Source organism: Pseudomonas sp. B21-019 (assembly GCF_024749225.1).
Taxonomy (GTDB): domain Bacteria; phylum Pseudomonadota; class Gammaproteobacteria; order Pseudomonadales; family Pseudomonadaceae; genus Aquipseudomonas.
The window spans coordinates 2,849,338-2,870,022 of record NZ_CP087193.1; the positions used below are offsets into that span (position 1 = coordinate 2,849,338).

At 61.1% G+C, this 20,685-nt stretch carries 17 protein-coding genes; 6 read left to right on the forward strand and 11 right to left on the reverse strand.

What is annotated here, in order from left to right; all coding sequences use genetic code 11:
- Nucleotides 1–4: 4 nt before the first annotated feature.
- The 11 genes from LOY36_RS12770 to LOY36_RS12820 form a co-directional block, all read right to left on the reverse strand.
- Complete coding sequence (locus LOY36_RS12770) at nucleotides 5–1,813, reverse strand: hypothetical protein (protein WP_258673872.1); 1,809 nt, start codon at nucleotides 1,811–1,813, stop codon at nucleotides 5–7.
- Nucleotides 1,814–1,816: 3 nt separating this feature from the next.
- Nucleotides 1,817–3,127 carry a hypothetical protein gene (locus LOY36_RS12775; protein ID WP_230139050.1) on the reverse strand — a complete coding sequence of 437 codons (1,311 nt, stop codon included), beginning with the start codon at nucleotides 3,125–3,127 and terminating at the stop codon, nucleotides 1,817–1,819.
- Between the two features lie 19 nt (nucleotides 3,128–3,146).
- The gene (locus LOY36_RS12780; RefSeq protein ID WP_258673874.1) at nucleotides 3,147–4,070 is read right to left on the reverse strand and encodes a hypothetical protein; all 924 of its coding nucleotides are present in this window, start codon (nucleotides 4,068–4,070) and stop codon (nucleotides 3,147–3,149) included.
- Between the two features lie 67 nt (nucleotides 4,071–4,137).
- Nucleotides 4,138–6,516, reverse strand: a complete 2,379-nt coding sequence (locus tag LOY36_RS12785) for a hypothetical protein (RefSeq protein ID WP_258613985.1) — start codon at nucleotides 6,514–6,516, stop codon at nucleotides 4,138–4,140.
- A 10-nt stretch (nucleotides 6,517–6,526) separates the two neighbouring features.
- Nucleotides 6,527–7,666 carry a hypothetical protein gene (locus tag LOY36_RS12790; RefSeq protein WP_019651677.1) on the reverse strand — a complete coding sequence of 380 codons (1,140 nt, stop codon included), beginning with the start codon at nucleotides 7,664–7,666 and terminating at the stop codon, nucleotides 6,527–6,529.
- Complete coding sequence (locus LOY36_RS12795) at nucleotides 7,645–9,090, reverse strand: alkaline phosphatase family protein (RefSeq protein ID WP_258673876.1); 1,446 nt, start codon at nucleotides 9,088–9,090, stop codon at nucleotides 7,645–7,647. The genes LOY36_RS12790 and LOY36_RS12795 overlap by 22 nt, the downstream gene beginning before the upstream one ends.
- Nucleotides 9,080–10,312 carry a metabolite traffic protein EboE gene (gene eboE / locus LOY36_RS12800; RefSeq protein ID WP_258673877.1) on the reverse strand — a complete coding sequence of 411 codons (1,233 nt, stop codon included), beginning with the start codon at nucleotides 10,310–10,312 and terminating at the stop codon, nucleotides 9,080–9,082. The genes LOY36_RS12795 and eboE overlap by 11 nt, the downstream gene beginning before the upstream one ends.
- A complete protein-coding gene (locus LOY36_RS12805; protein WP_105344349.1) occupies nucleotides 10,309–11,193 on the reverse strand; it encodes a TatD family hydrolase in 885 nt (294 codons plus the stop codon). Before LOY36_RS12805 ends, eboE begins: the two co-directional genes overlap by 4 nt.
- A 36-nt stretch (nucleotides 11,194–11,229) precedes the next feature.
- On the reverse strand, nucleotides 11,230–12,003 hold the full coding sequence (locus tag LOY36_RS12810) for an EboA domain-containing protein (RefSeq protein ID WP_258673878.1): 774 nt from the start codon (nucleotides 12,001–12,003) through the stop codon (nucleotides 11,230–11,232).
- Nucleotides 12,000–12,890, reverse strand: coding sequence for a UbiA family prenyltransferase (locus tag LOY36_RS12815; RefSeq protein ID WP_258673879.1), 891 nt, complete (start codon nucleotides 12,888–12,890; stop codon nucleotides 12,000–12,002). The genes LOY36_RS12810 and LOY36_RS12815 overlap by 4 nt, the downstream gene beginning before the upstream one ends.
- Nucleotides 12,887–14,773, reverse strand: a complete 1,887-nt coding sequence (locus tag LOY36_RS12820; protein WP_258673880.1) for a 3-dehydroquinate synthase — start codon at nucleotides 14,771–14,773, stop codon at nucleotides 12,887–12,889. Before LOY36_RS12820 ends, LOY36_RS12815 begins: the two co-directional genes overlap by 4 nt.
- Nucleotides 14,774–14,876: 103 nt before the next feature.
- Between LOY36_RS12820 and LOY36_RS12825 the strand changes: the two genes are divergently transcribed.
- From LOY36_RS12825 to otnI, 6 genes are all read left to right on the forward strand, one after another.
- A complete protein-coding gene (locus LOY36_RS12825) occupies nucleotides 14,877–15,209 on the forward strand; it encodes a hypothetical protein (protein ID WP_258673881.1) in 333 nt (110 codons plus the stop codon).
- Nucleotides 15,210–15,374: 165 nt separating this feature from the next.
- A complete protein-coding gene (gene ltnD / locus LOY36_RS12830) occupies nucleotides 15,375–16,280 on the forward strand; it encodes an L-threonate dehydrogenase (protein WP_258673882.1) in 906 nt (301 codons plus the stop codon).
- Nucleotides 16,281–16,290: 10 nt separating this feature from the next.
- Nucleotides 16,291–17,589: a 3-oxo-tetronate kinase gene (gene otnK / locus LOY36_RS12835; protein ID WP_258673883.1), complete on the forward strand. Its 1,299-nt coding sequence runs from the start codon at nucleotides 16,291–16,293 to the stop codon at nucleotides 17,587–17,589.
- Nucleotides 17,586–18,224: an aldolase gene (locus LOY36_RS12840; protein WP_258673886.1), complete on the forward strand. Its 639-nt coding sequence runs from the start codon at nucleotides 17,586–17,588 to the stop codon at nucleotides 18,222–18,224. Before otnK ends, LOY36_RS12840 begins: the two co-directional genes overlap by 4 nt.
- A 194-nt stretch (nucleotides 18,225–18,418) precedes the next feature.
- Nucleotides 18,419–19,879: an SLC13 family permease gene (locus tag LOY36_RS12845; protein WP_258673888.1), complete on the forward strand. Its 1,461-nt coding sequence runs from the start codon at nucleotides 18,419–18,421 to the stop codon at nucleotides 19,877–19,879.
- A 21-nt stretch (nucleotides 19,880–19,900) separates the two neighbouring features.
- Nucleotides 19,901–20,683, forward strand: coding sequence for a 2-oxo-tetronate isomerase (gene otnI, locus LOY36_RS12850; protein ID WP_019651668.1), 783 nt, complete (start codon nucleotides 19,901–19,903; stop codon nucleotides 20,681–20,683).
- The last annotated feature ends 2 nt before the right edge of the window (nucleotides 20,684–20,685 follow it).

Here is a 20,685-nt window from a genome sequence, read left to right on the forward strand (position 1 = left end):
GCGGTTACTGCGGCGGTTGCCACGGTTCACCGGTGAGATAAGCCCGGAGCAGCGCCCGCTGGCAGGGCGACATCGAGCGCACCACGGGCATGAACAGCGTGGTGCCTTTGTACGCATCCGAGGTTCGGGCGAGGATCGGGTTCTTGGCGCCCATGACCGCGTCGGGCTGATTGAGCGGGATGTAGCGCGACATGGCGGGGAAGGCCAGGTAATGAAAGCGCAGGACGTTCGGGTACATCAGCTCCCAGGTGATGTGGGTGCCCGCGGGGATGCCGAAGTCGGTCTGTGCGTATTTGCGGAAGCTGGTGAAGTAGCCACTGCTTGGAAGGCCATTGGCCGTGCAGGTCAAGGCGACAAAGCCCGCCTGGGCGGCAGAACCCGCTTTGACGGTGACCGGGAAACTGATCGCGAGCTGGCCAGGGTTAACGGTCAGCGATGCAGGAAAATCGAGGAAATCCCAGTATTGGGGTTCATCGTAAACAGCAGGAGCAGCAGCCTGCAGGTCGATTTCGGTGGCTTTGGGGACCGGACCGCCCAAGTACCTGACCTGCAAGGTGATTGACAGGCCATTGGGGTAGTCCTCCAGGTAGACGTTGCGCTGATCGGCATACACCCGATAGGTCGATTCGGTGGCTTGCAACGTGGTACCGGCGACCTTGCCGGGCGCGTTGATCGCCAGGGCGGCGGTCTGCACTGCCTGTAGCTGGTTGGCGGTCAGGGGCAGGTCGACGATGCCGCCATACACGTAGTAGTCGAATAGAAAGCGGTTGGTCGGGTCCAGGGTGGCCAGTTCAGTGGTGCCTGCGGTGATGGTGACGGGGCCGTAGTTCGCGTTCGGTCCGATAGGGCTGGTGATATCGTCCCTGACGGCCCTGAAGGTTTGCTTCGGAATGACGTTCACCATGTCGATGCTCAGGTAACCGTTGCCGCCCAGGTCGGCATAGCCGGCATTCCCCGTACTCTGGTTGACCAGTTGCCGGCCCGGCTGGCAGTTCAGCGGCTCGTCGGCGAAGGCCGGGGCCAGTGTACCGATGACCCTGCCGATGCTCGGGTTGGGGGTGTATCGGCCGGCGGCATAATCGGCGTCCAGTTGTTCCGTGGTCATCGTGGGGCACATTTCGAACATGACGAAACGCAGGACAATGCCGGTCGCACCCGGTGCCTGGATGATCGAGCGCAGGCCACTGCTGTTCTGGTTCCAGCTGACGATGCTGCTCAAAGGGAAGGTCAGTTGAAACGTACCGCTGGCGTGGAAAGATCCCGGCGCATCCATTTTCGCGGGCAACAGCACACGTCCCGCCACGTCGAAACTGCTGCACACGGTATTACAGCGAATCAGCAACTGGATGTCGCTGTTACCGCCAATCTGCAGGCCGCCGACGAATATCTGGGTGGTCGTTGAGGAGGTGGGGTCCAGGTCCACCATCATCGGGCCGGAGACGGGGCCTTGTCCGGTCACCGGGTCCACCGAGCCGAGCAGATAAACCGGCTGGCCCACCATGTCGCCGGTGGTGCTGATGCTGCCCGGATTGCCCTGGGAACTGATCAAGGCGTTCTGCATGTCGACGACATGCTGCCCATAGTGATTCCAGCCGCCAGCGGTGTAGTAGTCGCCGTCGGGCGCGTTGATCATGTTGTTCAGCTGATCGTCGGTATAAGACTGAGCAGTCGGTGCCAGGGTCGAGGTGGTCAGGTCGAAGAGCGGCCATTCCTCATTGCCGTCGTAAGGAATGGTGGGGGAGTTGTTCGGCAGGCTGACGTCCGTGCGGATGCCGCCCCAGAAATTCAGGCGTGGTCCATTGAGAATGCTCATGATCTATTCCTCGTCCTTGGTGGTTTTGCCGACAGGCGCGTTGGCGAATTTGAACATGTAGGAGAAATCGGCCTTGTAGGGACTTTTGACCGGTGTCGCCATGGAGTGGCAATTCATGCAGCTGCTGTTGGGCTGGATGTAGCTCTCCATGGTGACGTTGGCCGAGAGCGACGGGGTCGGCTGGCCCAGTGGATTGCTGGGGTTGTCCGGCATCAGCGGGCGCTGGGTGGTGATGAGTTGGTAGTACTTCAGCACGCTTCTTTGCAGGCCCGGGTCGGTGCGGTAATTGGTGTTGACGGCGTTGGTGATCTCGGCAATCGGGGTGACCCGGTTCAGCGGGTTCGGGGTCTGGAACGTGGTGCCGGGCTTGGGCACGCAGACCAGTTTTGTACCCTGAGTCTGCCAGTCGCAGGGTGACTGGTTGAGGGTGATGGCCGGGGCCGCGGGGTTGAAGTAGGAGTAGGTCATGCCGGCTGTTGGCTGATCGACCCATTGGCCATGCACCAACTCCTTGGGCGGAACGTTATCGATCTGCTCGAAGGTCGACCAGATCCACTGCGGATAGCCGTTGACCTTGGTGATGATGTGCAGGCCCACCAGGCCCAGGTAGGCCTCGGTGACACCGGTGCGTTGGCCCTGGTCGTTGAACGTGGGCACGCGCGCCAGCATGGTCAGGTAGCGGCTGGCGTTGTCACTGGTCGTGAGGATGCGCCAGCTCGACTTGACCTCGATGACCCCGTTGGGAAAGTTAATGTTGTTGGCTTTGGAAACGACATCGGCGTTATAGAAGCTGTTGTTGACGATGTAGTCGTAGGACGTCTCGTTGGCCGAAATGTCGTAGTAGGTCGGGTTACCGGCCTGGTCGATCAGCCAGCCGCCGACAGCCTGATCCACGGCATTCACCTGGGTGCTGTTCTTCAGCGCGGCGATGTTGATGATGCCCAGGCTTTTGGCGGTCTGCGGGGTGTTCCACGGGCCAGGATCTGCCCCCTTCGGCAGGAAGATTTCCTCCACGGTCTTGTAGGTTTGCCAAACGGTGTAGCCGGGGTCCCCAGGCTGTTTGGCGCAGTCGGGATCACCGCGCTGCCCGTCCTGTGCGGGCCAGTTCAAAGCGATGAACATCTGCCAGCTGTATTGATCGAACTGGTCCTGACTGGCGGTGGCGACCGGCGCGGTGCTGGGGGGTTGGCAACTCAGGTTACTGGCCTGCGTCGACGGCATGGCCTGTTCTCGGGCCAGGGCCTGCTCCAGGATCAAGGCCGGCAGACTGGCCAGGCCCACTAACATCACGCAGAAACGGAATGTGGTTTTCATGGCGATCCTTCGTCGTTATTCAGGGTTTGCGTTGCATGAGCTTGTTCCACTGCGCCTTTTGGCCGTTGCTCTGTGACGCCGGTGGCTCGAACAATTGGCAGGGCGGCGGATTCGCCGGGCACATGGCGGCCACTTGCGCCCAGGTCTGGGCCGGGTCCGGTTTGGCGATGCGGAAGTTGGTGTAGTTCTGGCTGACGATGGGGGCGTTGGCGACGCTGGCATCACCGGAGAAATAGAACGATTGCGGATGCCGGTAGGGCGGTTGTCCCGTGACGTTCTTGTAGAAGGCGTAGCCGAACAGGATCGGGCCTTGTGGCGAGTCGACATCCAGGGCATAGGCTTGCACGCTGCCATTGAGGTTCTGGCTGCGCGCGGCACTGTAGGGCAGGTGCTTGATGAAATCCTGCCGTGGTGGGTGGTTCATCGGCGAGAACATGCAGCAGGCCGGCATGTCCTTGGGACGGTCCTGGGGATAGGTCAGGAAGTAGGCCTTGTTGCCCAGCGACACGAAGGAGCAGGTGTAGTTGTTGTTCTTGATCGGGAAGATCGGCAGGCAGTATTTCTCGTAGTGTTCCATCATCGCGCCGAAGCCGTCGCCATCCGGCGGGATGTAGGCGGTGTCGTAGTAACTGGTGCCGCGAGAGACGGTGTAGTCCGCCGGGGTCAGGGTGGTGGGTGGATTGCTGTAGGGCGGCGGGTTTTTCTCGTAGTTGTGCATCACCCGGTACATGGTCCAGTCGCTGATCCAGTAGGCCGGAAAAAACGGATCGGAAGGCTCGCCCGGTGCTCGTTTGGCGATGCAATTGCCGTTCTGTTCATTGCATCCCTCGGTATTGTGCACCCCCATGGTGAAGTACACCGCACCGCTGTCCGCCTGGGCGAATAGAGCCGGGATGAGCAGCAGGGTCAGCAGCAACAGCCGGTTCAAAATGCTGGCTTTCATATGACACTCCTGTGAAGTGCCGGGTGACAGGTTCGTCACCCGGTGGTCCTGCTTGAGCGTTGTAGTTTTAGCCTTGTTCGTAGTCGCTCATGCTGAGCGGGATGGGCGGGTAATTGCGTTTCACCAGGGACTGCGCCCACAGCTCCAGTACGGCGCGTCGGCTTTGTGACATGTCGCGGGTGATGGGCATGGCGAGTGTGCTTTCCTCCTGGTACTCCTTGCTGATCAGCACAATCAGTTGGTCGATGGCGCCTTCAACTCGTGCCTGGGAGTTGAGCGGCATGAACTTGTTCATGATCGGGTACAGGTAATAGAAGGTCTGCAAGATGCGTGGGTAGATGAAGTTCTCCCACAACAGCGTCGCGGCGTTCTGACGCGTGCAGATGGAGTTCCAGTAGGTGATGAAGTCCTGTTGCAACTGAGGATCCAGTGGCAGGACGCGCATCGGGGCGAGGAAGTCTGTGTAGGCCTGGGTGTAGTTGAAACTGAAGGGGACGGCCGGGTTGTTGTGATCTTCCTGCACGAAGAACCGCAGAGTGGGAAAACCCGGGGCTCGAGCACTCACGCCCAGTTGGGCAATGCCGCTGGCGTTGGTGGTGATCTTTGCAACAGAGTAATTGACGATGCTGTTCTGAGCATCGCGCAGCGTCCCGGTTCGGGAGATGGCTGAGTCGAATGTCAGGCAAGGGCGCAAATTGACCGCGACTGGTTTGCCCAAGTCATGCAGGAACTGCTGATAATTTACCGGTATTCCCGAAGGCCCGGCATTCGACGTATCCACGGCCTGTAGGGCGATGAGTCCACGGCCGCTACCGGTAGCCAGGTGGCTTGATATCGCGAGCATGTCGTTGAATTGCGGCAGATTGGGCTTGTTCAATGTACGGTCTGCCGGATGGTCGTAGAACAGTGTGAAGTCGGCCGGATTACTGAATGCCAGATAGTAGTTGCTGGTGGTCACCGAGAAGGGGTTGCCATACTCCGCCACCCACAGCACGGTATTGGCCGCTGGCTTGCCATCCTTTTGCACCATGATTTGCAGCGTCTTGTGATCACCCACGTCGATGAAACTGCCGCTTTCTATCACTTCGGCGGTCCACATCTGCTGAGTGGAAGCGATCTGGGGCGTTTGTGTGCCCTGTAGCTGCAGCTCCAGAGGGCCGGCCTGCAGGGTCGCCTTGTCTGCGTCGTTGAGCGTGAAGTCCAGAAGGCCGGAACGTTTGTCGAAGGCAGCTTGTCGATACTGCTCGAAACCGAAGTTGATCACCGGGTTGAACTGTCCATCCTTGCGTACGCCCAGTAGATAGTTGCCGGCATGGAATTTTTCGGCCGTCGGGATCGGGGCGTTGGAGTCCACTGGATAGAACGGAAAAGTGTTGCCCAGATCCAGCGACAGGGTGTTGCCGGTAATCTGGGCCGACATCACACCCAGTGTGATGCTTGTGGCATCGACAGGCTGGTTTGTTTTGAAAACAGGTACCGGATTGGCAGATACCAGGCGCCGGCCGGCTGGTGCGGTGGGGTATTCGTCGGCAAACCAGAGACCCAAGGTCGCTGCGGTGCGGCTGTAGGCGGGGTTGAAGAATATATCGGAAACGTTGTCCAGGCCCTTCTGATACATCGCTTGCACTTTGGCCATGTCCGCGGCTGTCGTGGAGTGGGTATTGATCGGCGGGAAATCGTTGAAAATGCCGTTCTTGTCATAGTAGGTCAGGTAGGTGGAAAACCTGAACATCAAGCCACGAGCTCCTTGTTGCTTCATCTGCTGTTGAAGCTGACTCAGCAGCGCGGAGTTGCCGATAACCCATTCCAGGTTTTCCTGAGGAAAGCAGGTCTGCCAGGTGGTGGTGACATACTTCAGACCACCGAGGGCCCCCCAATTGAAGTTCAGGAATCGATCCAGCATCCGGTATTGCCGATTGAGGGTCAGGCCGCATTTATCATCCCCCAACATCAGCTTGTCGAAATACAACGCGGTGAAGGTGTTCTGCCACGGGCTGATGTCCACGAAGCGCGCGGCAGTGGGACTGGCGCTGCCAAAGGGGTTACCGAGCAATTGGTAGTTCTTGCCGACCAGCGCATCCTGGGCGATGTAGTTGTTGGCCTGCAGCTCGCCGCCGATGACCACGGAGCGGATATCGTCGTAGCTCACCGTGCCGCAGGCATTGTCGCCAAACAGATCCCATTCTGCGGGAATGTAGGGGGTCGGACTGCCATTGGTCGGCACCATCGACACATAGTCCGGGACGTTGTTCACGGGACTGATGACCCAGGGCATCAGCTTGTTGGGGGCGTTCTGGCGCGTGATGTCGTAGAAGTTCACAAACGGCCAGTTAATATCCATGTTGACCGCGTCATAGAGTGGAAACACATCGTTGTTGTTGGCTGTTGGCGGGTTCCAGAACATGTGGCCGTTGAGGTAGATACGGGGGAAATTCAATACGCTCATGTCATGCTCCTTAGCGTTGCCACTGGGCGTGTTTCAACGACCAGACAAAATCCAGTTTGTTGTAACCGGCGAAAGCCGAGTTCGGCAGCGGGGTGGTGGGGTAGACAATGCCGCCCTGTTCTTTCAGGGCGAAATTGAAGTAACCCTTTTGGTTCGAGTAGGCGGCGGTGCCGTGGCAGGCCAGGCAGGATGAGGTGTTCTGGAAGGCCGATTCCAGCTGGGAGTTGGCCAGCACCTGAGTGATGGGCTGGAATTCCACCCCGATCAGTTCGTACTTCGACAGGGAGGGATTAGCGGCCTGAAAGCTGGTATTGACCGATTGGGCAGCCGGTGTCGGCCCTGTGGTGTTGGTCATCGGGGTGGCCGGTACGGCATTGGTCACGGTGTACTTGCTGTTGTTGATGTTTTCGAAGGTGGTCCAGACCCAGTTGGCGTTCAGCTTGTTGACGACGTGCAAGCCGCTTAATGCTGCATAGCCGACCTTGTATTGACCGTTTTTCAGGTAATAGGCCTGGGCGATGTAGTAACCGTCTTTCTCCAGTTTCTGTTTGTAGGTCGCGTCGGAGCCGATCCACAGCCAGGAGGATTTCAGCTCCCAGGCAATGGGCGGAAACTCCAGATTGCTGGTCAGGGCGGCCTGGCCGTTCATGTTGTAGACCTGCTTCTGCACGATGTAATCGAACGTGCCCTGGCCCATCAGCAGCTGAAAGCGTACAGGGTTGCCTTTTTCTGTTGAGGGCACTGCGCCGCCCATCTGCAGAATCAAGCCATCGACCTGTTGGGTGGCATTGAGGTTATGGAAGGTTCGGGACATATCCATTCCTAGCGCCTTGGCCTGTGTAAGCACCGCGTTCGGCGGCGGCACGGCCGTGCCATAGGGGGCGGGCTTGGCGCCGTTGGGCAGGTAGACCTGATCGGAAGGCTTCATGGATTCCCACTCGCGGTTGGGGCTCCCCGCGGCAGCGGGCTGGTTCAGGCAGACGAACCAGTTCCAGGCCATGGTCTCGGGGCTCTGCGCAAACGCGGCCCGGGTCTTGTCGACGTCTCCTCCAAATTGCAGAAAGTTGCTGCAGTCAAAGGTGTTTGTGCTCTGAGCCTGAGCCAAACCGGCCAAGGCACTCAGAACTGTTATAGAAATGGCTCGCCGCATGGAAGCTCCTTGGCATTGGCCGGGTCGGTGTGTGAATGCCCCAGGAAGTGTTCCAGGAGCAGTTGCTTCACGGCCGTGGCCGCAAGACGCTGCGGCAACGGCAGATCGCAATTGGTGATGAGCAGCGGGCCGGTCTTCTCGCTGACGGGCAGGCGGCCATGGCTGCCACGGACCAGGCGGGTGTCCAGCGGAATCAGGTCCATGTAGTAGCGAAAACCGAGCTTTTTCTGCAGCAGGCGACGCGCCACTTTCAATTTCGGGAAGCGAATGGCCGGGTCGATGAACAGTTCCAGCGGGTCGTAGCCGGGCTTGCGATGGATGTCCACGGTGCGGGCAAAGTCGGGTGCCTTGCGATCGTCGAGCCAGTAGTAGTAATCGAACCAGTAACCCGGCGCGGCCACGGTCACCAGCTCGCCGCTGCGCGGATGATCCAGTTGCCAGGCCCGTTGTTCGGCTTTATCCAGCACCTGCTCGATGCCGGGCTGGCGCTGCAGCAGCGCTTTGACGCGAGGAATGTCTTGCGCCTGTTTCACGTAGATGTGCGCGATCTGATGATCGGCCACGGCAAAGGCCGCGCTGGCGCCGGGGTCGAGCAACTCCCAGGTCAGCGACTGGCGCACCTGCAACAAGCCTTCCGAGCGCAACAGCCGGTTAATCGATACGGATTGCTGTACCGCTTCGATCCCATATTCGGACAACAGCATCACCGCCGCACCTTGCTCCTGGGCAAAGGCCAGCAGGCGACCCACTTCACTGTCGATGGCCCGCACCTCGTCGGCAATCGACGGATGATCGGGGCCCAGTCGCTGCAGGCAGTAGTCGAGATGCGGCAGGTAAACCAATTGCAGATCGGGTCGATCAATCTGGAACTCGGCGATGGCGCAGTCGACGATCCAGCGGCTCGACGCGATGCCGGCCGCCGGACCCCAGAAACCCGGAAACGGAAATTCACCGATCTGCTGCTCGATACGCTCATGCAACGAGGCCGGTGACGAATACAGGCCGAACATCTTGCGGCCATCGGCCGGGTAGTGCGGGCGTGGGGTGATGGCGGCGTCCACGTCCGCATACATGTTGTACCACCAGAACAGCTGGCTGCAGCGGAACCCGGGGAGCTCACGCTTGAGCGCCTGCCAGACCTTTTCTCCCTGGATCAGTGCGTTGGGTTGCAGCCAGAAACGCACTTCGGCCTGGTCGCGAAAATACCAGCCATTGCCGACGATGCCGTGCTCCGACGGCGACAGTCCGGTGAGAATCGAGGCCTGGACCGTCGACGTGACGGCCGGAAACACCGGTTGCAGGCTGGCCATTTTTGCCGTTTTCAGCAGGGCATTGATGTGTGGTGTCGCCGGCCCCAGCAGCGCCGGGGTCAGCCCGACCACGTTGATCAGCAGCAGCGCTTGGCGCGGATTTTCAGAGGGCATCGGCGTACGCCTCCCGCGTTTGGGATTGCAGCAATTGGCGTTGGCGCAGTTGCTCTTCGACCCAGTGCAGTTCCGCGGCGATCCCCTGCAGTTGGGCGTGCTCGGTGTCGGGCCGCAGTTGCGTGGGCAGCACGCCCCAGCTGTAGGTTTCCACTTCCAGCACAGGGCGGAAATCCCCATGATCCGCCAGAAAGTCGAAGGTCTGCGACAGGGCGATCTGGCTGCCGCTGAGCTCAGGCAGCAGCAAGTGTTCGCTGAACAGCGGAATGTGGAAATGAATCCGCAGTTCGGGGTATTGCCCCAGGTTGTTGGCGCAATCGTCGAGGGCGGCGGGCAGGTCGGCCCAGCCCGATAACCGCGCCTGCGCATCTCGGGCTTTGACTTGATGCAGGTAGGTGGTTTCGGCGAAGTCGCTCAAGGTCTTGAGCACGTGTTCGCGCCGGTTGTGGTCTTCAGCGGGCAGGTGACAAATCAGCGCGTTCGACAGCTGTATCTTGCCGACAGGCACTCGGGCCTGGCGCAGCTTTTCCAGCGACTGATAGCAGTGTTCGAAAACCACGGCCTGGTGGCAGACATCAAAACACAGCGCCAGATAGTCATGGTGCGGATCGCTGGCTTGGTAGCGGTGGAAGAAGGCGATGGCCTGGTCGGTGTTTTCCAGCACACAGTCCGGCTCCATCTCCAGGCAGAACACGATTTTCTTGCCCGTCTCCCGATGCAGCCTGGCCAGTGAAGCCGTGAGTTGGCGCAGCAGGTGTTCGGCACGCTGCTGTCGCCGCGGGTTCCAGTCGGCGGCATAGCCCAGCGGTACGGTGGAAATCACGCCTTGGGGGCAATCCGACGGCAGGGCGTGTGCCAGGATTCGGGCCAGATTCAGGCTGTACGCCAGCCGTTTCGGATCAGTCCAGTTGGGCAAATAGACGTCGGCTTTCACCGCGCCTTGATGAAATTGGCCATAGGGAAAGCCGTTAAGTGAAGTCAGCCGCAGCCCACTGCGTTGCAGCAGGCTGAGGAAGTTCGCGCGAGCTGACGCCTGCTGTAGTTCGGCCGCGGCGAGGGCGCTGATCCACAGCCCACTGTCTTGCTCGTTCAGGCCGCGCAGGGTGCGCACACCCTGGAAATGCCATTCGATGGATGACCGTAGTCCCGCCAGGTCACGGGTCGGGTGCACATTGCTGCAATAACCGACCTGCGCGGCAGCCCAACCCGTGCCGGCACTCATTTGATCACCGGTTCCTGGCCACGCAGGGCAGAGTTGTCCTGCCACTGCCGACGCTGGTCGATGGGCAGCGGGGTGCTGACCAGGGACTTGTCCAGTTGGCCGCTTTGAGCAAAAAAGTCCACGGGGTTGTGGAACAGCACCTGTTCGACCTGGCTTTCGCTGAAGCCGGCAGCCAGCATCGCTTCACCCGTTTTCGGCACCTTGAGCGGGTCGCTGATGCCCCAGTCGGCGGCGCTGTTGACCACCATTTTCTCGGTGCCGTACTGCTGCAACAGGGCGACCATGCGCTGTTCCGACATCTTGGTGTTGGGGTAGATCGAATGGCCGCGCCAGCAGTCGCTGTCCAGCACCAGCGGCAGGGTCAGTTCGTTGAGGTGGTCGATGATCACCAGGTGCTCGGCAATCCCGACTTCGCGAATCACTGCCAGGGTGCGTTTGGTGCCACCGATCTTGTCGCGGTGCGGGGTGTGCACCAGCACCGGCAAATTGAATTGTCTGGCCAGCTCCAGCTGAGCGGCGAGGAAGCGATCTTCCTCCGGGGTGATGTCGTCGTAACCGATTTCGCCGACCGCCACGACGCCGTCTTTCACCAGGTAGCGCGGCAGAATCTCCAGCACTTCATTGGCCACCGACAGGTCATTGGCCTCCTTGGGGTTGAGGCCGATGGTGCAGAAATGATGAATGCCGAACATGCTGGCGCGAAAGCGCTCCCAGCCCAACAGAGTGTCGAAATAGTCGATGAAACTGCCGACGCTGGTCCTGGCCTGACCCTGCCAGAAGGCCGGTTCGATCACCCCGGTGATGCCGGCGGCGGCCATGTTCTGGTAGTCATCGGTGGTGCGGCTGACCATATGAATATGCGGGTCGAAGTACTTGAGCATGGTAAATCCTCGTCAAGGAAAAGGAGTCGTTGAGTGTCAGTTCTGTGAGGTGCCGGCCAGGTGCTCGTGCCATTCCGGCGGTAAGCGTTGCTGCTGATTCAGGCCGGCCAGGCGCTGGTGTTGCGCCGGGCTGAGCAGGTCGAAGGCAATCACTCGGGGCAGCCCGGCGGACACCGTTCGTTCGGCGGCAAGCTGTTCGTCCAGCAGGTCGAGGGCCAGCTGGTTGAGGGTGACGCTGTGTCGTTGCGTCAGGCCGATCAGGCGTCGTATATCGAGCCCCATGCCCAGTGCCTTCAGCACCAGTTGATGGAAGGCCCGTTCGCTGTAATGGCGCGATGGGTAAAGGGTGTCGAGCGCGAGGGCGGCGAACACCTGGCTGTTACTGGTGCGCCCGGCTTGCAGTGCCAGCTCCACACAGAGCCCACGGCTGTCGAGCCAGTCGAGGGCCTTCAGGGTGGCGATTTTTTCTTGATCGTCGCCCCACAGGAACAGTTGGCGCAGCAACGGCAGTTGCCCTGCGAGGGGCTGTTGCTCCAGGACCTGAGCCAGCAACAATGCTCGCGCCAGTTGGACACTGCTCCAGTCGGGACTGTGGGGCAGTGGTTGTTCCTTGAAGTTGCGCTTGCACTGGCTGCTCAACAGCGCCGCGGTATTGGCGTCCGGGCGTTGGGCAAGCCGCTCCTGGGCCTGGCGCCACCACTGCCGCTCGGTGTCATCGAGCTGTCGGGTGAGAGCCTGGTGTTGTTCGGCGAGGCAGTCGTGGCGCATTTCGAGAGCCGCCGATGGCGATGCAGTGACGTCCATGTTCATGTCGGTTTGATCCAGCGCTGGAAGTGTGGAAGCAGGAAAAACACTAGAACGCATAACAGGCTGCCCAGCGGCTGGTTGGCCACAGCCAGCACCAGGGCATCAAACAGTGGCAGAGCCGCCAGGCCAGCGCCGATAAAGGCACGGACTTGCCGTTGCTGCGGGTTGGCCAAGTGCTGCCAGTAATGCCAGCCCAGCCAGCCAAGCCAGAGCAGTAGTACCGGCCAGAACCAGACGTTGTCGGAATAGATCACCAACGCCAGCGGGCTCAACATCAGCAGTAGAGGCAGGCGGCTGAGCAACTGGTTGTTGTGTTCCTGACGAGCCAGGTAGGTCAGGCCGCTGATGTAGACGCCAAGCAACATGGCGCACAGCCAGATCGGCTCCGGCGGCACCGCCAGGCTGGCCGCCGCCGTCAGGTAGAGGGCCGAGCGGCAGGCGCCCATCAGCCAGACGCTGTGGGCGTATTTCTTGTGCAGCACGTTGTAGCCGAGGATGCAGCCCACCAGCAGGGTGGCGCTGCCCAGCAACCAGTGCGGTTGATCGATCAACCGGCTCAGGCCCAATACCGAGGCCGCAGCCAGTATCAGCAACAGCGCAGTAGCCAGCCCCACTTGCTGGCGGCTGACCAGACCCAACGTGATAGGGCGGGGATTGTGGTGCTGTTGGTCCCAGTCGGCGTCCAGCAGGTCGTTCAATAACATGCCGGCCAGATACAGCAACGACAGCGCGGCCAACAGCAGGATCCACACCAGCGACGACGGCGGCGCCAGGGCACCAGCGCTGCTGGCCAGCAGGGCGGCGGCCAAGGTGTTGGTCCACACGGTGGGCAGGTTGGATACCCGGCCGAGGGTCATCCAGGTTTTCAGGTTCAGTGGTGTCTGGCTCATTGCGCGCAGCCCTCGCTGAGGGTGAGCGCCGGATCGATGCGGGTCGACAGCCTTTGCAGCGCCTGTTCCATCCGCGCGGCATCGATCTCATGCAGGTCCACCGACTCGCCGATCCGGCTGAGCATGGGGATGGAGAGTTGCCCGCCCAGGTGCTGGCGGAATTCCTCCAGCCCAAGCAAAACCTGTGAGCGTCCCTGTGCATCTTTCAAGCTCAGTTCCGGCGGACTCAGGCTGAAGCCGAGCTTGAGCAGCAGGTCCAGCACCCGCCCGGTGTCGGCATCGCTCAACAGCCCCAGGGCATTGGCATAGAGCCCATCCAGCGCCATGCCCACCGCCACGGCTTCACCATGGCGCAGTCGGTGCTGGCTGAGGTTTTCCAGTTTGTGCGCGGCCCAATGCCCGTAATCCAGTGGCCGTCCGTTACCGCGCTCGAAGGGGTCGCCGGCACCGGTGATGTGTGCCAGGTGCAGTTCGGCGCAGCGGCGAATGGCATAGCGGCTGGCCGAGTGATCGAAGTGGGCGAGGGCGTCAGCCTGTTGCTCCATCCATTGGAAGAAGGCCTGGTCTTTGATCAGCGCGACTTTTACCGCCTCGGCCAGCCCGGCGATCTGGTCGCGGCGAGTCAGGCTGGTCAGCAGCTGGAAGTCGTTGATCACTGCGGTGGCAGGGTAGAAGGCGCCCAGCAGATTCTTCTGGCCGAAGGCATTGATGCCATTTTTCACCCCGATGCCGGCATCGTTCTGCGCCAGCACGGTGCTCGGGATGCGGATCAGGCGAATGCCACGGTGGAAAGTGGCGCAGGCGTAGCCCACCGCATCCAGCACCGCGCCGCCCCCCAGGGCCAATACATAACAATGTCGGTCCAGCCCATGCTGCAGCATGTCGCTGTAGAGCTGTTGCAACACCTGTGAATCCTTGCTCAGTTCGCCGGCCGGCACCGCAATCGGCGCGGCCTGTAACTGCAGGTCCGCCGCATGCGCGGCAAAGTAGGCATCGATCTGATTCAGCAGGTGCGGGGCGCTTTGCAGCAGTTGTTCATCGGCGAACACCAGCACCGTCACCGGGCCTCTGTGCTGTGGGGTGAGTCGTGCGGTGAGCTGGCGGTGCAGACACGGATTGGACGGCTCGAACAGGTGATCGGTGAACACCACCGGGTAGTCGTAATTGACCCTGAACCGCCCGTGCAGGGGTTGCTCGGCGTTTTGCTTGCGCAAGCTCCTGAACAGGCTGTACCCGGCGATAAACAGCCCGGGCAACACCATGCTGGCGAGGAGGGTCACCAGCAGCACGTTCTGCTCGACGAGGTAGATGCCGATGGCACTGTAGGCCAGTGCCAGGCCGGCATTGGCCAGGGTGGTGACCCACAAAAATGCGCGTAGCGGATAACGTTGCATACCGGCGGCCACCACTGAGGTTTCCGCCAATACCGGCACGCCGCGCAGGCAGATCAACGACAGCGTGCCCAGCTTGTACGCCAGCTGTCCCGGCTGGCGTTGATGCAGGCCCAGGCGGCCGGACAGCAGACGAAAGTAGCCGGCCCCCAGCGCATAACCCAGCCCGGCCCCCAGGCACAGCCCCATGAAAATCACCAGGTAGCCGCCCACACCGCCGAGCATGGCCACGGCCAGCAGCGCGACCATGCTCGACGGCACCGGCAGCACCACGTCCAGCGCGAGCAGGGCGATCAGCAGCAGTGCCAGGTTGAGTTTTTGGGTGGGGGTGGAGGGCAGGTACAGGTTGAGATGGGTCAGGAAGTCCTGGATCTGTTGTTCGAACAACAGAAAGCTGGCGATCACCAGGCCTGAGAAGCAAAGCAATGAAATCCAGAAATGACCGGCTGGCGCCCATTGCGAGAACGCACGATACCCATGGCTGCGCTTCATCAAGCATCCCTCTTTATTGTTATGACTGATTCCGTGTCAGTAATTAAAAGCAGCGTCTGGTTGGTTTTAGATCAATAGATTCTCTCGCCTGAGGGGCTGGTTTATGTACGGTTTGGTTACGCCTGTAGAGATAGTCTTGAACTTAGACGGTCGTGGTGTTTTTGCAAGGCGGCCTGATGGCAATCTGACTTTTTTCACTTGCGTGAACGCGACCCGTAGCAGCTGTCGAGCCCGCGAGGCTGCGTTCGGCTGCGCAGCAGTCGTAAAACCAGAACTCGCGGTGCATCAGGCAAACCACGTCAGCCGGATTCACGACGGCTGCGCCGCCGAACGCAGCCTCGCAAGCTCGGCAGCTGCTACAAAAAAGCGCGTCGCGGCTATCGATGCTCATGAGGCGATGTTAAAAAATGTTATTTTAAAAAAATACTTCACATAATCTGTTCATTGGTGGATTATCTGCTCAACCAGTGTCAAGCGATCGTAGCTGCCATTGTGTTGGGCGATCCGCTGGCCATGCCTCCGGTGCCCATCTCTACATCGCGGCCCGCCGCCTGCGCTTTGTCGGCGTGGAACAGGCCGTTGCTTCCCTCAGGAGTACCCCATGAATAACAAGAATGTCGGTGTTGTCGGTCTGGGCGCGATGGGGTTGGGCATTGCCCGCTCACTGTTGCGCAGTGGTTTCAATGTGCATGCCTGTGATGTGCGTGCGCAGGTGACTGAACAGTTTGCCGGGGAGGGCGGCGTGGCGTGCTCTTCGCCCGCGCAGATGGCCGCGACGTGCGACGTGATCATTACCGTGGTGGTGAACGCCGAGCAGACCGAAACCGTATTGTTTGGCGAGGATGGCGCTGTCGCTGCGTTGCGCCCTGGCAGCCTGGTGATCGGTTGCGCGACCGTGGCCCCGACCTACGCCGTCGACCTGGGCCAGCGCCTGACCGCCCAAGGCTTGCTGTATCTGGATGCCCCGATTTCCGGTGGCGCGGCCAAGGCGGCTGCCGGTGAAATGACCATGATGACCTCCGGCCCGGCCGACGCTTATGCCAAGGCCGAAGCGGTACTGGCGGGCATGGCCGGCAAGGTCTATCGCCTGGGTGACAGCCATGGCCTGGGCTCCAAGGTCAAGATCATCAACCAGCTGCTCGCCGGGGTACACATCGCGGCCTCTGCCGAAGCCATGGCGCTGGGCCTGCGTGAAGGGGTCGATGCCGATGCGCTTTACGAAGTGATCACCCACAGCGCCGGTAATTCCTGGATGTTCGAAAACCGCGTGCCGCACATTCTCAAGGCCGATTACACGCCGTTGTCCGCGGTGGATATTTTCGTCAAGGACCTGGGCCTGGTGCTGGATACCGCGCGGGCCAGCAAATTCCCGCTGCCGCTGTCGGCCACTGCCCACCAGATGTTCATGCAGGCTTCCAGTGCAGGCTTCGGGCGTGAAGATGATTCGGCAGTGATCAAGATTTTCCCCGGCATTGAACTGCCGACTGCCAAGACCGAGCCTGTTTGAGGAACGCACCATGAGCACAACCACTGCACGCCCATTGCTGGGCTGCATCGCCGACGATTTCACCGGTGCCACGGACCTTGCCAACATGCTGGTGCGCGGCGGTATGCGCACCGTGCAAAGCATCGGCATTCCGAGCAGCGAAGTGGCGGCCGGGCTTGATGCCGATGCGATCGTCATCGCCCTGAAGTCGCGCACCCTTCCAGTCGCCGAAGCGGTCGAGCAATCCCTCGCCGCGCTGGCCTGGCTACGTGAACAAGGCTGTGAGCAGATCTTCTTCAAGTACTGCTCGACGTTCGATTCCACCGGGGCCGGCAATATCGGCCAGGTCAGCGAAGCGCTGCTGGCGGCGCTGGGCGGCGACTTCACCCTGGCGTGCCCGGCGTTCCCGGAGAATGGCCGGACGATCTTTCGCGGTCACTTGTTCGTGCAGGATCAACTGCTCAGCGAGTCGGGCATGCAGCATCACCCGCTGACGCCGATGACCGATGCCAACCTGGTGCGGGTGCTGCAATCGCAGACCCAACTGAACGTCGGCCTGTTGCGCTACGACACCATTGCCCAAGGGGCTGAAAAGGTACGCGGGCGCATCGCCGAGCTGCGGGCTCAAGGTGTCGGCATGGCGATTGCCGATGCTTTGTCGGACCAGGATCTGTACACCCTCGGCACCGCCTGCGCCGACCTACCGTTGCTGACTGGCGGCTCGGGGCTGGCCCTGGGCTTGCCGGAAAACTTCCGTCGCGCCGGTAAATTGCGCGACATCGATGCCTCGAAACTCCCGGCGGTGGCTGGCGGTGAAGTGGTGTTGGCCGGCAGCGCTTCGATCGCCACCAATGGCCAAGTCGCGGCCTGGCTCGAAGCCGGTCGACCCGCGTTGCGGATTGATCCGTTGGCCCTGGCGGCTGGCGAACCGGTGGTTGCCCAGGCCCTGGCCTTCGCCAGGAACAATGAACAAACCGTGTTGATTTACGCCACCAGCACCCCGGATGAAGTGAAGGCTGTGCAACAGCAACTCGGCGTCGAACGGGCCGGTACCTTGGTGGAGAATGCCTTGGGTGAGATCGCTCAGGGCCTGCGCCAGAGCGGCGTACGGCGTTTCGTGATCGCTGGCGGTGAAACTTCGGGCGCGGTGGTTCAGGCGCTGGGAGTGCAACTGCTGCAGATCGGCGCGCAGATTGATCCGGGTGTGCCGGCAACCGTTAGCAGCACCGATGAGCCTCTGGCGCTGGCGCTCAAATCGGGCAACTTCGGTGGTCGGGATTTCTTCAGCAAAGCGCTGAAGCAACTGGCCCAGACCGGAGGTGCGCAATGAGTAATGAAAATGCCCTGCGCGAAGAAATCTGCGACGTCGGCCGCAGCCTGTATGAGCGAGGTTACACCGTCGGCAGCGCCGGCAATATCAGCGCACGGCTGGATGACGGCTGGTTGATCACGCCGACTGACGTGTGCCTGGGCCGCCTCGACCCGGCGACCATCGCCAAGGTCAATCTGGCTGGCGAGTGGGTGTCCGGTGACAAGCCGTCGAAGACATTGGCGTTGCATCGCCAGGTCTACGACCGCAACCCGAGTGTCGGTGGCGTGGTGCATACCCATTCCACTCATCTGGTGGCGTTGACCCTGGCGGGTGTCTGGCAGCCGAACGACATCCTGCCGCCACTGACGCCGTATCAGGTGATGAAAGTCGGGCATATCCCGTTGATCAGCTACCAGCGTCCCGGCTCGCCGAAGGTTGCCGAACAGGTCGCACAACTGGCCAACAGCGTTCGCGGCGTGATGCTCGAACGGCTGGGGCCGGTGGTCTGGGAGAGTTCTGTGTCCAAGGCCAGTTACGCCCTGGAAGAACTCGAGGAAACCGCGCGGCTGTGGCTGATGAGCAATCCCAAGCCCGAACCGCTCGATCAGGCAGCACTGGACGAGCTGCGAACGGCCTTCGGCGTGCATTGGTAGTGCGCTGAAGTTTTTTAACACGATAGACCGATAAAGCAGGCCCCGTTCGGGAGACGCGCAACGGCTCCCACGACCCCGGCTTGCCTGAAAAATACAATAACAAGAGGACATCCAGGCATGACTCACCTTCACTGCGGCATTTTCAGACCCGGTTGCAGCACCCTTGTGTTCACCCGGCGCGGAGGGCTTGTGAAATGAGCCCGTTAATCCTGATGGTTACCGCGGGGCTAGGGATCGCTCTGTTGTTGTTTTTAGTGCTCAAGTACAAGTTCCAGCCGTTCGTGGCGTTGATGCTGGTGAGCATTCTGGTGGCGCTGGTGGCCGGGGTTAAACCGGCCGACCTGGTCGCCACCATCGAAGGCGGCATGGGCAAGACGTTGGGCCACATCGCGATCATCATTGCCCTGGGCGCGATGATCGGGCGGATCATCGAGCTCTCCGGTGGTGCCGAGGCGCTGGCCAAGACGCTGATCAGCCGTTTCGGCAATCGACGCACGCCGCTGGCGCTGACGATTGCCGGGTTCATGGTCGGGGTGCCGGTGTTCTTCGAGGTCGGCGTGATCATCCTGATGCCGCTGGCTTATGGTGTCGCTCGCAGTGCGCGCAAGCCGCTGTTGGTGTTCGCGCTGCCGATGTGTGCTGCGTTACTGACCGTACACGCCTTTCTGCCTCCACACCCGGGCGCGGTGGCCGCTGCCAGTCAGTTGGGCGCCGACCTTGGCCGCGTGCTGATGTTCGGTCTGCCGATCACGGCGTTCCTCTGCTATGTCGGCTACCGCGTGGCCGGGCGCATGACCCGTCGGGTGTACCCGATGACCGACGATATCCGCGCCGAAGTCTATGGCCCGCATGTCACCAACGAAGACCTGGTCGCCTGGGCCAATGGCAACGGCAAGAGCGCTGAACGAGCTGCCGTGGCCGCGTCGCACATGGGCCTGGAAGAGTCCACCAGCGCTATCGTTTCCAAGTTGCCGCCAGCACCCGCGCCGGGTTTTGGCATGATCGTCAGCCTGATCGCGCTACCGATCATTCTGATTCTGCTGGGAACACTGTCCAACTCGTTGCTGCCTGCCGACTCGACCCTGCGCGGCATCATGACCGTGCTCGGTGCGCCGCTGGTGGCGTTGCTGATCGATACCTTGCTGTGTGCCTGGTTGCTGGGTTCGCGTCGGGGCTGGAGTCGTACCCAGGTGTCTGACGTGATCGGTTCGGCCTTGCCTGGCGTGGCCATGGTGATTCTGATTGCCGGTGCCGGCGGTGTGTTCGGCAAGGTGCTGGTGGATACCGGCATCGGCGCCGTCGTCTCCGATTTGCTGCGCACCACCGGTCTGCCGGTCCTCGCGCTGGGCTTTCTGCTGACCATGCTGTTGCGTGCGGTTCAGGGCTCGACCACGGTGGCGCTGGTGACCACCGCCGGCATCATCAGCCCGCTGATCGCGACCCTCAACCTCACGGCGAATCACATGGCACTGCTGTGCCTGGCCATGGGCGGTGGCGGGTTGGCCATGTCCCACATCAACGACGCCGGTTACTGGATCTTCACCAAACTGTCCGGGCTGAACGTGGCCGACGGCCTGCGCACCTGGACCGTGCTGACCACCTTGCTCGGCACGTTGGGTTTCGGTATTACCTTGCTGATCTGGCCGTTTGTCTAACCCTCTATCCAAGGAGCTACCATGCCTCGTTTTGCTGCCAACCTCAGCATGCTCTACCCGGAACATGAGTTTCTGGATCGCTTCGCCGCCGCTGCCGCCGATGGTTTCGAAGCGGTGGAATATCTGTTTCCCTACGACTACAGCGCCCAGGAACTCAAACAACGCCTGAGCGATAACGGCCTGGTGCAGGCGCTGTTCAACGCACCGCCCGGCGATTGGGCGGCGGGTGAGCGGGGCACGGTGTCGTTGCCGGGCCGGGAGAGTGAATTTCGCAGCGGTTTCGATCGCGCACTGGAATACGCCGCCGTCCTGGGCAACTCACGCATCCATGTGATGGCCGGGTTGTTGCCGTCGGAAAGTGATCGACCACGGCATCACGGCGTGTACCTGGAGAACCTGGCCTATGCCACCGCGCAGGCCGCCAAGGTCGGCGTCACCGTGCTGCTGGAACCGATCAACACACGCGACATGCCGGGCTTTTTCCTCAACCGCCAGGATCAGGCCCAGGCCATCTGCAAGGAAGTGGGCGCCAGTAACCTGAAGGTTCAGTTCGATTGCTACCACTGCCAGATCGTCGAAGGTGACTTGGCGACTAAACTGCGTCGGGACTTCGCCGGCATCGGTCATATCCAGATCGCCGGTGTACCGGACCGACACGAGCCGGACCTGGGCGAAGTCAACTATCCCTATCTGTTCGAGTTGATCGACCAGTTGGGTTATGACGGCTGGGTAGGGTGCGAATACCGGCCCCGTGGCAACACGTCGGCCGGCTTGCAGTGGCTGCGGGACTGGAAGGCGCGCTAACG